Source organism: Thermosporothrix sp. COM3, assembly GCF_059696735.1.
Map to the genome: position 1 here is coordinate 6,269,718 of NZ_AP019376.1, position 15,230 is coordinate 6,284,947.

Sequence of the window (15,230 nt, forward strand, 5' to 3'; positions counted from 1 at the left end):
TTCCCTGCAAGCTGTTTTGCTGTAAGTGGGATGGCTTGTTAACAGCCATCCCACTTTTGTTACTCCTCGGCGGATGCGTTGGTTTCTGATGGCGTGGTGTACTGATGTTTGGTAACTGTGGAAGGCGTGAACTCGATATCGGGGAGACGATAATGCATGCGACGTCGGCGCAGGAAGAGCAGCACTGGAACAATAATTAGCGCGGCGATCAGTACATATGATGTGATGCTGACAAGCGTTCCCCAGATGGGTTCCTGCTGTGCCGGTGCGCCGACCAATGGCGGATAAAGCCCGGTGATAATAAAATTCGGCTGCCCTCCCACAAAGATCGTATTGGTGATCGTACGCCCCGGGACGTCAAGCATCGCCACATTGCCTCCCTCAAGCGCCACAAAACCAAGCAGGCCATCACTGGTAATGGCGACTGATTGAGGCTGCACGCCAATGTTAATCACCCGGTTTGGCTCGCGTGGCATTTCAAAGCCGGGAATGACCGGAGCCAGCACCAGCAGACGGTTCTTTTCCTGCTCAGGCACATAGATTTCCCCGGTTGTCTCGTCGTAATCCATCGAGCCATACTTACCCCCGGCGATCACCTGCACCACCTTATGCGTACTGATATCGACCGCTACAATGCTTCCTGCGCGGGTGGTCACATAGGCTGTGGAGCCGGGTGGAATTGAAATATACTGCGGGTTTCCGGCGATTGGCACAGGGCCAAGCTGTGACCCTTTGCTCGTGTCAAAGATCTCAAGTTCCCGGTCCGTGGAGATCCAGAGCTGGTTGGCCGAGTGGGTCAGTGATGATGATGTGCGAGCAATTGCCATGCCATACACAGGACCATTGGTCTCAAATGTGCGTTGTACCGTGCACGTTTTGGGATCGACTTCACGCACACCAGAAGCACCCTTGCCGCCTGTATAAATCAGACCGGTTGAGGGATCAATGACGAGGTGAGAGGGCTGACCCGGAATATCAGTGGTGCAAATCGTCTTCCCCTCTTTTGCCCCGATGACTGAGATGCGGTCAACTTCTGGCTGCGTGACATAGAGAAGGCTGGCATCTTTGCTGAGCAGAATCGTATGCGGGTTGCCGGGCATATTAATCGTTTTTGTAACCCGTTGTTGCGCTACATCAATCACGCTGATTCCTCGGGCTGTCCCGGCCACATAGGCCAGATTAGGCGCGCCACCATCCGCGAAGGCAGGTAGCGAGCCGGGCAGGAGGAGGAGCGCGGTGAGCGCGAGTACCGCAACAATACTGAGTATTCTTTTTCTATGCATGTTCAGTCCTTTATATCCCCGACCTCGGTTGAGTTCTGGCTTTTGCATGTCTGGTGTTGACATGTTGGATCTATCTATTCCCCTTTATTCGGGTTTTGGCGTTAATGATTTCCAGCTGTTGCTCACATGATCGAAGTGAAAAACAGCGGTGGGATAGGATTCGGAAAGATAGACCTGCTCGGGATTGGCAGGGTCGGCTGTCAGGTTGAAGTAGTTGCCTTTTAATGCCGGGAGCTTGTCCCAGGTGTGACCCTCGTCGCGGCTGCGAAAGATCGCGGTGCCAGTTCGCCCGTAGAGAATGCGCGGATTACCCGGGGCGGCGGTAAGCGAATTGAGGGTATATTTGCTGAATACAAGGGAGAAGGTCTTTCCCCCATCCTTTGAGACAAAGATACCACTATCCCCGCTGGCATAAATCGGGCTTCCCGGCCCTGTTGCGGTCAATTCGTAAATGCTCCCGCTGATACCCGGAATCTTCTGCCAATGAGCGGCTCCATCGGTGCTACGCGCCAACCCATTTGGGCCCCCTGCCAGTAGGGTACCGGGAAGGCCAGGGACGGCGAGCAGGCTGGTAATCATCGGGAAGGGCAGCGGAGCCGTCTGTGTAAAGCTCTGGCCGCCATCGGTACTGACCTTCAGGCCAAGATTCCCGAGGTTGTTGAGGTAGATATAGACCTCGTCTGCTGAGCTGTTGCCCGCTGCGACGAGGAAAATATTGTTCGCTGTAATGCTCTCAGCCGCAATGCTCATGTGCCATGTGGCCCCCTGGTCTGTACTCATATATAGGCCGGGAGTGCCTTTCGAGGCTTTATCTGTGGGCTGTGAGAGCACATAGATGCGCTGTGAATCGAGCGGACTACTGACCATCGAATAGGTCATTAAGCCATCCATTATCTGTCCTGGTCCGGCGGCAACCACGCGCCACGTCGCGCCATCATCCTCTGAACGGAAGAGGCCGTAATGGGTAGCGAGCAGAATGACTTTGCCGGGAAAGACCAGGAGCGAGTGTGGATGGTTGGCGTTGGTACCAAAAACATTCACGCGTTCCTGCGGTGGGACAGAAGACTGAGCATTGTAACCGTTACAGGCACTTAACAGACAGACAAGGGACAAGAGTAAGAGTGCTGCTGGAAAGGGAAGCTGTTTCCCGGTTGCTGTTCTTGTCTTTGTTCTCATCGCGATTCGGCTTTCATCCTTCTTCTGATTACCTTATGGAACGACTTCTTCGACACGTGCTTCATGCAGTGATGAATCTGGCAGACGAATCAAGACCTGGAATTGCCAGCGCCCGCTCATTGCAAGCACGTCTTCGGCTTTATATTCTCCCGAAGCAACATGCTGGAACTCAATCGGGCTGGTCACCATTACCATATCGGGCATGGTAGTACGCAACGAAACCTGCGCGTTGGTGATTGGTTTTCCTGATCGATCAGTAAGACGCACTGTAAATGTATTTGGTCCGGAACGATTGGGGGCGATTGCAAGCTGGACGGTCACTACCCGGTCGGTCGTTTCCAGGGTTGCCGAGAATGGCCGGTTCGACACGGTCTGTGGCGTCTGCTGCTGTGCTGTCGTTTGCACTGGTTCCGCAAAGACAAACATGAACCCCATACATACGAGTATCACTATAGCGGGTAATGGTTGCCAGTGCAAGCCCCGAAGCAGTTTTCTATAGAAGAAGTTCAGTTTACCTGTAAATTGAGATTCTTCTGGCTCTTGTCGTTTCGATGTTTCCTGAGCGGTTTTTGACTCACTCTGACGGAGCTGTGTGACACGCGGTATGAGGATACGCGTCAGGAAAAGCGTCAGAGCAAGCAATACAAGAAGCGAGACTCCACCGATTATCTGGCTCAGCCCGTAGAGAGAGGACCAGGGGCCCACCCCTTCAAGAAGGAGCCGAAACACTGTGCCCAGGATGAGGAGCAGGAAACCGTAAAGCTCAAACAGCGCGAAGCGCCGCAGCGTTGCCAGAAGCAGGGAGACCTGTTCTGTAGCGCCTCGCAGTTGGGGCAGGAAGACGCCAACCAGATAGAGCAGACCCCCGATCCAGAGTGCCGCCCCGAGCAGGGTTGCCCCTTCAGCGATCAAGGCATAGGTTCGGATGTTTGCCTCGTTCGCAGCAGCGGGACCGGTCAGGATGACAGTTGCCAGCAGCGCCAGCCCGAGCACAAAATTGATCCAGGTCGAGATATGCAGCAGGCGGGTTGAGGGTGTTTTCAGCGATGTCATCACCAGGGAGTGCACGATTGCCAGGACGGCGATGATGATACGGGCCAGCCAGAGCAGCCCGTATGAGCCGCCAAGCAGAGCGGTGATGTTTGTGAGCGAGAGCGCCTGTGCCCAGTTCTGTCCCTGGATTTGCAGGGATTGCGCGACCAGCGTCCCGGCAGATGCAAGCAGGAAAAGGGTCAGCGTCGGAAAGGAAAAGTGCTGTTCAAAGCGGTTGAGCGCTTTTGTCTGAGTGTCAGCATAGCCGTCAGGCTGTCCAGAAGCGAAGGTAAGCCAGAGATGCCAGCATTGGGCTCCAAACCAGAAGAAGAGCGTTGCCAGCAAAACACATACCATGATAGCGGCAAGCAGAGACGGCAGAAGCGGACTGGTTGCGGCCCCATTTATCAGCAGGCGCTCGCCCTGAAAGGTGAGGTGTGGTGCCGCAGTCGATGCGGGGACAACACCGTTTGGTTCTGTCACGCTGAACGAGTAGGTTCCGCTCAGAATCTGCCCATTGGTTGCTGAAAAGACACGCCAGACCACGAAATAGTTTCCGGGAGGAAGGGGGGTTTGTAGCCGGGCTGTCAGTTCGTCAGGGTTTGATGGAGAAACCAGCGATATACCTCGATCGACTCGCTTCTGATGGGCATCGACGACGGCAACAACGCTCTGTCCGGGCTGTAGTGCGGTATTGAACCAGAGTCTGACCTGCGATGGAGCAGCCGAGAGCAGCGCTGCTGATGTCGGTTCTGCGCGCAGGAGCTGCGTTGTCAGAGGATGTGCACTGACTGTGCCGGGGATCATTAGCAGACCGAGCAGCAAAAAGATCCCGAGCAGGAGGCGCGGATGTGTAGCGATTCTATCCATGTTATTTCGGCGAACCTTCTATACTATTCAGGGGAGTGTGAACCATTTCCCCGGGTATACGTTACCTTTCGTTTAAACGGATTGTACAGCATTCTGCGAGGTCAAGAAAGTCTCACTTGTGCATTCTGTATGACGACAAACGGAGAGGTGTCGTCGTATAATGAAGTATATTTATGGGCATGTATATGCGTTGGAGAGGGACCGGGATCGTAGAAGCGTCCTGATGTTGTGTCGGTACAGCAAGAAGGAAAGAAGGCAAAGCGGATAGACCCTCGTGCTGATGCTGATATATAATGATGTATCATGAGAGATAATGAAAAAGTAGCTGATCTCACCGCGCTGGAAGAACTGCTACAGGTGCAGTTTCATGATCGCACACTCTTACAACGGGCGATCACACATCATTCCTGTTGTGTAGAAACAGCGGTACATGATTCATACGATACGCTGGAATTTCTGGGTGACGCCATTATTGGCGCTCACGTTGTTGAACATATCTATCGCACCTACCCCAATGCAACAGAGGGTGAGATGACCGCGCTCAAGTCGGAGGTTGTCAGTCGGCGGGTCTTTGCCCGTATCGGGCAGAAGCTAGGATTGTTTCCCTTTATTCGTATCGATCTGGCGAACCTGCGCACGTTCAATGAGCGCTCACGAGACTCGCTCTGTGCTGATGTGTTAGAAGCAATTGTGGGCGCGATCCATATTGATCAGGGACCAGAAGTGGCGCGTGATTTTATTGCTCGGGTTATTCTGCCTGTGGTGGAACAGGTCAGTCAGGAAGCCGATATCAACCCAAAAGGAAAATTACAGAAGGTCATTTTACAGCGAACTGGCAATCTGCCGCGCTATCGTGTCCTGGAACAGAGTGGACGCAACAATGATCGCGTCTTTCTGGTTGGCGTCTATGAACAAGAGCATCTCCTGGGGATGGGGAGGGCCTCCAGCATTAAAGAGGCTGGAAAGCTGGCTGCAAAGGAAGCGCTGGAGGCATTAAGAAGGAAAAATGGATAATAAGTAGCACAGAATAGATGATAGAAAAAGACTTCCAGAACTGGTATGAGATCTCCCTGTCATCCACCGAGCGCAAGCGTTGGGGACATTTTTCTACTCCGCCTTTCCTGGTCGAGCAGATATTAGATGTCTGTGGCTACAGTGCCGAACAGGATCTCTCACGGTTACGAGTGCTTGATCCAGCCTGTGGCGGAGGGAACTTTTTGGCCGGAGCTGCCCGCCGATTGCTTCTGTATGGACAAAAGCAGGGGTTTTCTGAGCGAAGGATCCGGGCACTGCTCCGCCGTAATATCTGGGGCTTTGATGTTGATCCTGTCTCCTGTTTTCTGGCTGAGATGCAGCTTGCGCGAACGCTAGAGGAAGCCAATGTGCGCCCTTCCTTTCGCTGGCATATTCATCAGGCGGATGCGCTAGCCTTTCCCTGGGAGGACACACAGAATGTTGATCTCTTTCTGGCGAACCCTCCCTATCTTGCGGCCAAGAATACCGATCTCAGTGGCTATCGTGCGACCCATCGAAAAGGACAGCTTGATAGTTATTTGCTCTTTCTGGAGCTGGGATTGCGAATTGTCCGGCCTGGCGGCTGGATTGGGCTTGTAGTGCCGGATGCGTTGCTCGCTCGAGCCAATGCCGCGCTTCACCGTCAGCAGTTGCTACAAGAGACAACGATCCATCATATCTGGCACCTTGCGGGAGTCTTTAGCGCGTTTGTTGGGGCTGTCGTGCTGGTTGCGCAGAAATGCCCCCCCGCGGCACACCATCAGATTGCCTGGCGACGATCTTCCTGGCACAAAACAATGACGTTGTTGCAGGAGCAGCACACGTCGATCGATGTGGAGCGTGATGAGCTGGCAGAATGCCTTTTTTCTCGACGCGAGATGCTGCATGGCTCAGTCAGTCAGGCGACCCTTGTTCGTCAGCCAGGGGCTGAGTTTCGCTATCTGCTGGATGTCTCCCGAAACACGATGATAGAACGTCTTCACTCGATTACCTGTACTCCTCGCAAGCGCTCTCATGCGCCTCTGGTACTCCTGGGCGAGCTGGTTTCGATCCGGCGTGGCGAGGAGTTGAGCAAGCGCAATGAACGCTTGCTAGCCGCGTGTCCTGAAGAGGGCGAATATTACCCGGTTTTGCGTGGTGGGGTTGATGTTCGTCCCTACGCGCCGCTTCAGGCTGCCCGCTGGCTTCCCCGTCATGCTATCAGTAAGCCACTTGAGCGCTATCTTGCCCCCAAGTTACTGGTTGTCAAAAGTACAGGTAGCTTACAGGCAACCCTCGATCTGCAAGGTCATGTCGTTCTTCAGACGCTCTATTGTGTGCAATTGAAGCAGCCGGAGAGCAGCCCTGATGGGCTCGATGCTCTGTATTACCTGCTGGCCCTGCTCAACTCGCGGCTGTTGCGAAACTATATCTATGTGATGCATAGCGCGTATAAGTGGGTGCAGCCGCAACTGGAGCAGCATGTGTTACGTTCGTTGCCAATTCCCTGGAATGTTGGAGAAGAGCGGGACCATATCATACAGCTAGCCAGAGAAATGCAGACTGCTTGCGGAGCGATAGGCGCCGTAGTAGAATTAAAAGAAGAGGCATTGTATGAAGAGCTGGAACAGGCAATTTACAGGCTCTATGATGCAACGCTTCATGGCAAACAAACACATTATATATTCCTGCCTCAAGTACAGAACTTGATAGCAGACAAAGGAGTCTCTTAATGGGAGAACGCCCAATACGAGTTCTGGTAGCGAAACCAGGTCTGGATGGACATGACAGAGGAGCAAAAGTGATCGCTCGCGCCCTGCGTGATGCGGGGATGGAGGTCATTTATACAGGCATACGGCAAACTCCTGAAATGATTGTTGAGGCTGCCATTCAGGAGGACGTAGACGCCATTTTGATGAGCATTCTATCCGGCGCTCATATGGCGCTGTTCCCGCGTGTCATGGAATTGCTTCGCGAGAATGGCGTTGATGATGTGCTGGTCGCCGCTGGCGGTATTTTGCCGGATGAGGATATTCCTGCGATCAAGGAAATGGGCATCAAGGGCTGTTTTGGCCCGGGCACATCGACCGAAACAATTATTCAGTTTGTGAAAGAAAATGTTCAGCCTGAGCGACTCGCGACCGAGGTATAGGTGTCACATTGCAAAACATCGTAGAACGCTTACTCAACGGTGATAGACGCGCACTGGCGCGCATGGTAACCCTGATTGAAAGTGAAGCCCCGGTTGCCACTCGTTATCTGGCACAGCTCCATCAGCATGCCGGGAAGGCGCATATCATCGGTATTACAGGCTCTCCGGGGGCCGGGAAGAGCACGCTTGTTTCGCGCCTTGTTCGCGAATTGCGCAAGCGAGAGAAGAAGGTTGCTGTTGTGGCTGTTGATCCGACCAGCCCCTTTAGCGGCGGTGCCATTCTGGGTGATCGTATCCGCATGCTGGAACTATCTGGCGACCCAAATGTGTTTATTCGCAGTATGGCGAGCCGGGGGAGCCTGGGTGGGCTCTCCGCCTCAACCCGCGATGTGGTCCGAGCAATGGACGCGGCGGGCTATGATCCCATCATTATCGAGACGGTCGGAACCGGTCAGGCGGAAGTTGAGGTTATGCGCACGGCACAGAGTGTCGTGGTGGTGGTCGCTCCCGGAATGGGTGATGACATCCAGGCAATTAAGGCCGGCATTCTTGAGATCGCTGATATCTTTGCAGTCAGCAAGATGGATAAACCCGGCGCTCAACAAACGGTAGCGGAGCTTGCGATGCTGCTCAGCCTCGATCCAAATCGCAAGAAGTCAAGCTGGCGTATTCCCATCGTGAAAACGTCAGCCCTGAAAGAGAGCGGCCTTGATGAGTTAGCCGATCGACTTCAGGAGCATCGGACGTTCCTGCACGAAAGCGGCATGATGGAGACGAGAGAGCAGCGACAGGTGCAGAGCGAGCTTCGGGCGTTGATTTTGCAGGCTGTCTCTCACGCACTCACGGCTTCCGTGAGCGAGGATGAATGGAGTAGTCTGATCGATAAGATTATCAGGCGCGAGCGTGACCCCTATAGCGTCGCGCGCGAACTGGAAGCGCGAATAGGCCTTCAGCAATCCTGAATGCGCGTCGATATAGAACTATCGGGATGGCTGAAACCTTTCAGTGTTGGAGAGCCGCCGGAACGTCCGGCGGTTCTCTTTTTGGATGAATCCGGGTAAAAAAAGAGAGCCGACATATTTCCGGATCGGTGTAGGCTGGAGAGAAAAGAAGCATATGTCGTTTGTCGGGAAGGATGGAAAAAAGCATGAACGCTATTTCTCTGGAGTTGCGGGGACGTGATTTGACGCTGATGGTTCCCCCTGAGTTGCAGACGCTGCCACAGGAAGCGCTGCTTGATCATTTATTCGGCGAGGCTCTGCCTGCGTTGATTCGTGCCGAGGTTGAGCGCGACAGACGACAGCCGTTTCTCCGGACGAAGCCTTACTATCTGCGGTACCTCAAGGAGGCGTTCGCTGCCCGGCAGATACCGTTTCAGGTTGCTTTTGAGGAGATGCCAGCCTTACCCTTCAAAACGGAACTGATGATGAAGCCCCGTCCTTATCAGCAGGAGGCGCTTGATGCCTGGCTGGCAACAGGCAATATGGGCGTTGTGGTGTTGCCAACCGGTGCCGGTAAAACCTTTCTGGCAGCGCTGGCGATTCACGAGACGGGGCTATGGACACTGGCTGTTGTGCCAACTATTGACCTGCTTCAGCAGTGGCGAGCCGCGCTGAGTGCTGCATTAAATGTGCCTGCTGGTGACATCGGCGTTTTTGGTGGCGGCGAAAAAGAGATCAAGCCGATTACGATCATGACTTATGATTCGGCGGCCCTGTATCCTCGGGAGCTTCGCCATTTTGGTCTGCTGGTTTTTGATGAATGTCATCATCTGCCTGCCCCAACCTACCGCCTGATCGCAGAGAGCGCGTTTACGCCGCTACGCCTCGGGCTGAGCGCAACGCCAGAGCGCAGTGATATGGCACATGCCGATCTGGTGGAGCTCATTGGGACGGAGGTCTATCGTCGTTCGCCTGATCAGCTTATGGAAGAGCGCTATCTTGCTCAGTTCCGTGAAATCAAGGTAGATGTGGCGCTTTCTGAAGAGGATGCCGAGCGTTATGCTGCACAGCGCAAGATCTATACCTCCTTTTTGCGAAGACGGCGGATCGTGATTCGTAGCCCCGAGGATTTTCAGCAGAAGATCATCTATATGAGTGCCCGAGATAAGGAGGCACGTGAAGCCATGCTTGCCTGGCGTGAGGCGCGAAATATCGCTCTGAACGCACCCGCGAAGTATGACGAGATCGAGCGCATCCTGCAACAGCATGTGCAGGATCAGGTGATTCTCTTCTCGGAATATAACTATGTGGTGGATGAGGTCAGTCGTCGTTTTTGCATCCCCAGTATTACATATAAGACTCCGGCTGAGGAGCGCCGTCTGATTCTTGAGCGCTTTCGCTCCGGCCGCTATAGCAAGTTGGTGACGGGCCGCGTCTTGAATGAGGGTGTTGATGTGCCTGATTGTCGAGTCGCGATTATTGTCAGCGGCAATAGCACAAAGCGCGAATATATCCAGCGCTTAGGCCGGGTGTTGCGTCCGAAAGAGGATGTCGCGCTGCTCTATGAACTGGTGACAACCAATACGACCGAGGAAGAGATAGCCCGCCGCAGACGCTAGACGGTTCTCACACACTTTCGCTAAACAGGGAAATGCCTGCGTTTCTATGAGTTCTGATTTCCATACATAATCAGAACTTCATCCAAAAGACAAATTTCTGTGTGTTCCTCTTCGTTTTTGCATTCCCTGTTGATAGAACGTATCACTCCTGTAAAGCGTCTTTTATAGTATCACTATTTTTCTGATCCGTATAAAAAAAGAAAGAAGGGTAACAGATTTCTGATAATCTCTTAATGGAAGAGTTTAAATAGTGGTGAAGGTATGATATTGTGCGAAGGATGGAGGAAAATTAGGTAATATGGTATACTAAAATGTGTCGCTATGCGATGGGTGATTGCTTGCGAAGACGCAACAGCGAGCAGAAATGGTTAAGAGCAGTGAAGCTCTCCCCCTCAACGGTGTATTCTCGATTTTGTGCAACGTAGTGTGTCTTTTCATCGTGTGATGTGTATATCAGGGAACCCCGGTCTAAGAAGTTGTTGCCACACAAAGGGGGGAAACTATGGTAGAACATTCCGCCTCGGTTGTTGTAAAAGCTCCTGTAGAGCAGGTATATCAGCTCTTTACTCATTTTAATGATTTTCCGAAATTTATGCGTTTTGTTAAGGAAGTCACCTACTATGATGAGCAGCGTAGCCATTGGGTAGTGCAGGTGGTAACAACGCATGAATGGGATGCTGTAAATGAAGACTGGATACCCAATCGACAGGTCGGGTGGCGCTCAACGCGAGGGCTACGCAATTCTGGGAAGGTGAAATTCCGCCCAATGGGGACGAATCGCACGGAAGTCGCTGTCTATATCTCGTATGAGCCGCCGACCGGCCCTCTGGGAAAGCTCGGTGAGACGCTGTGGGTCAATTCCTACTTCGAGAGCGTTTTGCAGACGGACCTCAGCAATTTTGCTCGTATGGTTGAAGAGGCTCCTCCGGGCGCTCTTGACCCGATGTCATCACATTATCTCTTCCACGAAGAAAGCGCCTTTTCTCGGGGAGTGATTACCCACCGGCAACGGGAGGCAATGGCACACGATCCTATGATGACACCAGAGGCGTTGGAGAAACGCTTGCAGCAGATCGAGCAGGAGAGGCAGGAGAAAGAGCGAGCCGCGCAACAGCAGCAGGAGTTTCTGCGTCGTCAGCTTGAAGAGAAGCAGCGGGCCTGGGAAGCGCTGCAAGCGCAACTGGCGGAGGCGCGTCGGCGCCAGGAGCAGATCACAGCCACGCTGGTCAGCGAGCCGCTGGAATCGTACGCGCCACATCCTGTATACAGTACACTGGGAGGGCGCAGCGCAGCAATGGATCGAGTGGCGCTTGGTGATCGAGACGCGCTGCGACCACGTTATGCGCTCTCGCAACAAGATCCCATGATGGCGCGTCTGCCGAAGAAGGAGCGCGATCCTGCACAGCCCTCTGTTGAAGAACTCGCTGTTGAATCACCCTGGTGGCTCTCTATTCGCGGGCCGAGTGATGTCTGTTTTCTGGGAAGTGGCGAGGAAGGAATGTCACAGGAGGCTCGCTAAACAGGATTGGAGGCTGTTCCAACAGTGGAACAGCCTCCTTTTTTGGACTTCTTGAAGGGGAAGCTGGAACCAGAAGGTTGAGCCCCGACCGATGACGCTATCAACACCAATCTGCCCGAAATGCCGTTCAATGAACGGCGAAATGAGTGAAAGCAGGAGTGCTATTATACACGTGTGCACTTTGCTGCGGACAAGAGGTCGCAGAAGCGACTTTTAGGAGAGTAACCGCTGACAGTTCTCCTGAATACGTTTCAGGTAATCATTGAATTGTTGCTTTTCCGGCTCGGAGAAACCGTCAAGAATGGCCTGCTCGGCGCGTTCGATCACTGCCCACAACTGGGCAAGCGTACGCTGTGCCGTCTCGGTTGGCGCGATCTCATCCTGCTTGTCGCTGGTATAGCGGGCGTACCCTTGCTCGATCAGGGGGGTGAGGAGCGTGGTCAGTTCATCGCCGAAGGCTCCGGTCTCGCGGGTGATCTCCGCGTGTGACAGTTTTTGGTCGCAAACAAGCATCATGAGCAGAATAGCTTGCTGGCCGGTAAGATCTGAGAAACGGCGAATATAGGCGTCAAAGGCCTGCTGAATAATACGTCCGGTCACATTGACTTCACGCCCGATATTTGAACGAATATAGTGAATCAGCATTGTCAACACCATCCTGAATTTCAGTTCGTAGAGGCTGATTCCGGTTGCTACTCCGACATTCAGCGACTCTACCTGCCCGCTCATCGGGATCTGGATAAGAATATCGGCCTGTTGTTCGATTTCCCGGGAAATGCCCTCGGTTTCGTTGCCGACAATCAGTGCAATAGGTTTGGCTTGCAGAGGAGCCATTGCCTGCAACTCGCGTGCATGCGGACTGGTCGCAATAATCTGATAGCCCCGGCGTTTGAGATCAGCAACGGTCTCAGTATCGCTCCGATAGCGCTTTACATGGGTCTCGAAGACGCGTCCACGAGAGGCATCGATGATTTTCTTATAGAACAAATCGAGGTCTGGTGTGGTCGAAACAATATCGCGGATGCCGAAGGCGCTGGCGGTACGGATGATGGTTCCAATGTTGCCATGGTCGACCACGCGATCCAGCACCAGAATAAAATCACCCATTGTGGAAGTCGGCTCGGCGGGAATCCGGGCGACCGCCAGATAGGGGATCAGGTAGGTGGTCTCGCTGATCTTCTTCAGCACACCATCGGACGTTGTATAGCAGGGAATCCGGGCCTGTGTGAGCTGGTTCTGAAGCTCGTGTCGTTCATGTTCCGGACTGAAAAAGACATGTTCCAGGGGAAAATGGGCTTCCAGCGCCCAGCGAATCGCGTCGCTGCCTTCGAGCAGGCATTTCTGGTGCCGCTGGCGTCCCGAGGCCGAATGCAGCTCACGGGCTTCAACAACTTTCGGGTCTTTGATAGATGTGATCTGAAGGCTGGTTGCTTTCATTCTCTCTTGCTCTCATCTCGACAGTACAATATAAAGGACCCCTATACTATAGCGAGAGTGTCAACCAAGATCAATCCAGTACCGGAGTTTGGGAATCATTGAGCCTTCAACAGAGACGATATTTTCAAATTGACCACCGTTGGCTTCAATCACTTTTTTCGACCCGATATTATTGACGTCGCAGGTGATGAGCACACGGGCAAGCCCTAATTTCTTCGCTTCTTGCAGGCCCAGGCGGAGAATCTCTTTGCCATAGCCCTGGCAGCGTTTGGAGGGGCGGATTTCATAGCCGATATGACCACCTAGTTTCAGGTAGAAGTCGTTCAGGACCGGGCGAATGGAGAGTCTGCCAATGAATTCGTTGTCGTCAATGAGCCAGAGATCAGTAGAAGGAACCTGATCGGGAGGATAAGGGCGAATATTCCGCTGCGCCTCAAGCTTCTGGAGGAATCCCGTAAAGTTGTTGTTTAACGTCTGGATGCTGTTATACAGGTGTCGTCCTTCTTTTTGAAACTCGCGAATGGCGGCAATGTATTGATCCTTGTACTGCATGCTTGGCTCTGTCAGGAAAAGCATTGTGTCTCCTCTCCAGACCGATGGAATAGTATCCAGGGGGGTGCGCATCAGCGAGCATCTGCCTGGAATGCTTCTCCTTTATTGTACTCGGCCTTTTCCTTTCTTGAAAAGGATATCGAATAAAACCGATATATTGTTGTATAAAGCAGAAAAAGTGTTTTTAACGAGCTCCTGAAAGCGGGCACTCCAGCTCGATCTCATCGCGTATAGGAATACCGTAGTTGCCAGTGAGGGGGATCTGTGGCTTGAGCTTGCGCGCTTCGGTGATGGCATCACGATGGACGGCGACAAGTGTAAAGCCGCGCTTCTGATAGAAGCGAAGCGCATCAACGTTGTCGTTGCTGGTGATCAGCCAGAGGCGTGTGCAATCGGCATCGCGTGCCGCTGCTTTGGCAGCCTCGATCAGGGCAGTGCCGATGCCTCGCCCTTCCTTCAGACTCTCAAGACAGGTAATCTCGCACTCCTGATTCTGAATATAATAGGTGAGTAAACCGGCACGATTACCCTCAAGCAGCGCGATAAAGCCGGGATGGGTATCAAGGTGATGAGTCACGCCCCGTGAGATCATCAGGGTGCCGCCCCAGTGCTCATGAAAGAAACGTGTTTTCCATTCAGTATCCTGCTCTGTAAAAGGCTGAACGACGGGTTCTGTCAATGGAGTCCTCTCCTTAACTGTCTGCATTGTTCTCTCTCTATTTTTATCCTGAGAAGGCAGTCTCGTCAATAGGTTTGCGGAATAAGCCTGGGAAGCCGGACCAAGCCTTAAAGCATATTGACAGGGAAAAGGGGGCAACGTACACTGCTGGTATCTCTGAAAAAAAGATGAGGAAACTGGTATGAGCCGTTTAACCCTGTTAGGAACCGGAACCTGTCAGATCGAATTTGAACGCCGTGCCTCAAGCATTCTGCTGGAACTGGATGGTTTCCCTATCCTCTTTGATTGTGGTCATGGAATCGTACAGCGTCTACTTGAAGTGGGGATACCGCACAATCAATTGCACCATATTGTGATTTCTCATTTTCACCCGGATCATGTGTCAGACCTGATCCCCTTCTTGCATGCAGGCTCATGGTCACCTGCTCAGCCTCGGAAAGATGATTTGCATATCTATGGACCGCCGGGCTTGCGGCGCTGGCTTGATGGCATGCGAAGCCTGTTCAGTCCTTCCAGTTTTCAGACAAAGGGCTATCGTGTTCTGGTGCATGAGCTTGAAGAGGGAGCATTTACGATTGGGCCATATCCCTTTGAGTTTCTCAGTTTGCCGCCTTCTGGCAATCATGGTTTGCGCTTTCGTTGGAATGGGAAACAGTACGCCTTTACCGGTGACTCGCACTTTCATCAGCAGGAGATTACCTTTTTACAGGGCGTTGACCTTGCGGTGATTGACTCCGGGCATCTCTCGGATGAGCAGATTGTTGAGTTGGCGGCGCGTTCTCAGGCGAAGCATATCCTTTGCTCGCACCTGTATCGAGAGCTGGATGCAACGGCATTGCAGCGAGAGGCGCGGGCCCGTGGCTACGCTGGAACGATCAGTATCGGACGAGATCTCCTGACGTTCTTCATCTGAAGTATGACCATAGTCCTGTTCATTACTGCCTTTCTCTTCTCATGCTCAGCATGTATGTCTGCTT

At 53.0% G+C, this 15,230-nt stretch carries 13 protein-coding genes; 7 read left to right on the plus strand and 6 right to left on the minus strand.

Annotation, left to right across the window (positions count from 1 at the left end):
- Positions 1–59 precede the first annotated feature (59 nt).
- The 3 genes from KTH_RS26945 to KTH_RS26955 all read right to left on the minus strand — a co-directional run bounded on the left by KTH_RS26945 (position 60) and on the right by KTH_RS26955 (position 4,361).
- On the minus strand, positions 60–1,283 hold the full coding sequence (locus KTH_RS26945; RefSeq protein ID WP_111324284.1) for a YncE family protein: 1,224 nt from the start codon (positions 1,281–1,283) through the stop codon (positions 60–62).
- An 84-nt stretch (positions 1,284–1,367) separates the two neighbouring features.
- A complete protein-coding gene (locus tag KTH_RS26950; protein ID WP_497621991.1) occupies positions 1,368–2,459 on the minus strand; it encodes a WD40/YVTN/BNR-like repeat-containing protein in 1,092 nt (363 codons plus the stop codon).
- A 33-nt stretch (positions 2,460–2,492) separates the two neighbouring features.
- Positions 2,493–4,361, minus strand: a complete 1,869-nt coding sequence (locus KTH_RS26955) for a copper resistance CopC/CopD family protein (RefSeq protein WP_497621993.1) — start codon at positions 4,359–4,361, stop codon at positions 2,493–2,495.
- Between the two features lie 303 nt (positions 4,362–4,664).
- On the opposite strand from KTH_RS26955, the gene rnc reads away from it, so the two are divergent.
- The 6 genes from rnc to KTH_RS26985 all read left to right on the plus strand — a co-directional run bounded on the left by rnc (position 4,665) and on the right by KTH_RS26985 (position 11,585).
- Positions 4,665–5,375: a ribonuclease III gene (gene rnc, locus KTH_RS26960; protein ID WP_497621995.1), complete on the plus strand. Its 711-nt coding sequence runs from the start codon at positions 4,665–4,667 to the stop codon at positions 5,373–5,375.
- 17 nt (positions 5,376–5,392) lie between these two features.
- Positions 5,393–7,087 carry an HsdM family class I SAM-dependent methyltransferase gene (locus tag KTH_RS26965; RefSeq protein ID WP_497621997.1) on the plus strand — a complete coding sequence of 565 codons (1,695 nt, stop codon included), beginning with the start codon at positions 5,393–5,395 and terminating at the stop codon, positions 7,085–7,087.
- Positions 7,087–7,506 carry a cobalamin B12-binding domain-containing protein gene (locus KTH_RS26970; protein WP_111324279.1) on the plus strand — a complete coding sequence of 140 codons (420 nt, stop codon included), beginning with the start codon at positions 7,087–7,089 and terminating at the stop codon, positions 7,504–7,506. Before KTH_RS26965 ends, KTH_RS26970 begins: the two co-directional genes overlap by 1 nt.
- Positions 7,507–7,514: 8 nt before the next feature.
- Positions 7,515–8,468, plus strand: a complete 954-nt coding sequence (gene meaB, locus KTH_RS26975) for a methylmalonyl Co-A mutase-associated GTPase MeaB (RefSeq protein ID WP_497621999.1) — start codon at positions 7,515–7,517, stop codon at positions 8,466–8,468.
- A 185-nt stretch (positions 8,469–8,653) separates the two neighbouring features.
- Positions 8,654–10,066, plus strand: coding sequence for a DEAD/DEAH box helicase (locus KTH_RS26980; protein WP_497622001.1), 1,413 nt, complete (start codon positions 8,654–8,656; stop codon positions 10,064–10,066).
- Positions 10,067–10,568: 502 nt separating this feature from the next.
- Positions 10,569–11,585, plus strand: coding sequence for an SRPBCC family protein (locus KTH_RS26985; protein WP_497622003.1), 1,017 nt, complete (start codon positions 10,569–10,571; stop codon positions 11,583–11,585).
- A gap of 213 nt (positions 11,586–11,798) precedes the next feature.
- On the opposite strand, the gene KTH_RS26990 is transcribed toward KTH_RS26985, so the two are convergent.
- The 3 genes from KTH_RS26990 to KTH_RS27000 form a co-directional block, all read right to left on the minus strand.
- Complete coding sequence (locus KTH_RS26990) at positions 11,799–13,022, minus strand: TrmH family RNA methyltransferase (protein WP_111324276.1); 1,224 nt, start codon at positions 13,020–13,022, stop codon at positions 11,799–11,801.
- A 60-nt stretch (positions 13,023–13,082) separates the two neighbouring features.
- Positions 13,083–13,598, minus strand: a complete 516-nt coding sequence (locus KTH_RS26995) for a GNAT family N-acetyltransferase (RefSeq protein ID WP_497622005.1) — start codon at positions 13,596–13,598, stop codon at positions 13,083–13,085.
- A gap of 160 nt (positions 13,599–13,758) precedes the next feature.
- On the minus strand, positions 13,759–14,253 hold the full coding sequence (locus tag KTH_RS27000; protein WP_497622007.1) for a GNAT family N-acetyltransferase: 495 nt from the start codon (positions 14,251–14,253) through the stop codon (positions 13,759–13,761).
- Between the two features lie 181 nt (positions 14,254–14,434).
- On the opposite strand from KTH_RS27000, the gene KTH_RS27005 reads away from it, so the two are divergent.
- Positions 14,435–15,166 (plus strand): MBL fold metallo-hydrolase, encoded by a 732-nt coding sequence (locus KTH_RS27005; RefSeq protein WP_497622009.1) that lies wholly within the window; start codon positions 14,435–14,437, stop codon positions 15,164–15,166.
- The last annotated feature ends 64 nt before the right edge of the window (positions 15,167–15,230 follow it).

What these genes read in the sequence shown, in the direction of transcription:
- KTH_RS26945 (WP_111324284.1), bottom strand. Translation starts at nt 1,283, where the DNA reads ATGCATAGAAAAAGAATACTCAGTATTGTTGCGGTACTCGCGCTCACC.
- KTH_RS26950 (WP_497621991.1), bottom strand. Translation starts at nt 2,459, where the DNA reads ATGAGAACAAAGACAAGAACAGCAACCGGGAAACAGCTTCCCTTTCCA.
- KTH_RS26955 (WP_497621993.1), bottom strand. Translation starts at nt 4,361, where the DNA reads ATGGATAGAATCGCTACACATCCGCGCCTCCTGCTCGGGATCTTTTTG.
- rnc (WP_497621995.1), top strand. Translation starts at nt 4,665, where the DNA reads ATGAGAGATAATGAAAAAGTAGCTGATCTCACCGCGCTGGAAGAACTG.
- KTH_RS26965 (WP_497621997.1), top strand. Translation starts at nt 5,393, where the DNA reads ATGATAGAAAAAGACTTCCAGAACTGGTATGAGATCTCCCTGTCATCC.
- KTH_RS26970 (WP_111324279.1), top strand. Translation starts at nt 7,087, where the DNA reads ATGGGAGAACGCCCAATACGAGTTCTGGTAGCGAAACCAGGTCTGGAT.
- KTH_RS26980 (WP_497622001.1), top strand. Translation starts at nt 8,654, where the DNA reads ATGAACGCTATTTCTCTGGAGTTGCGGGGACGTGATTTGACGCTGATG.
- KTH_RS26985 (WP_497622003.1), top strand. Translation starts at nt 10,569, where the DNA reads ATGGTAGAACATTCCGCCTCGGTTGTTGTAAAAGCTCCTGTAGAGCAG.
- KTH_RS26990 (WP_111324276.1), bottom strand. Translation starts at nt 13,022, where the DNA reads ATGAAAGCAACCAGCCTTCAGATCACATCTATCAAAGACCCGAAAGTT.
- KTH_RS26995 (WP_497622005.1), bottom strand. Translation starts at nt 13,598, where the DNA reads ATGCTTTTCCTGACAGAGCCAAGCATGCAGTACAAGGATCAATACATT.
- KTH_RS27005 (WP_497622009.1), top strand. Translation starts at nt 14,435, where the DNA reads ATGAGCCGTTTAACCCTGTTAGGAACCGGAACCTGTCAGATCGAATTT.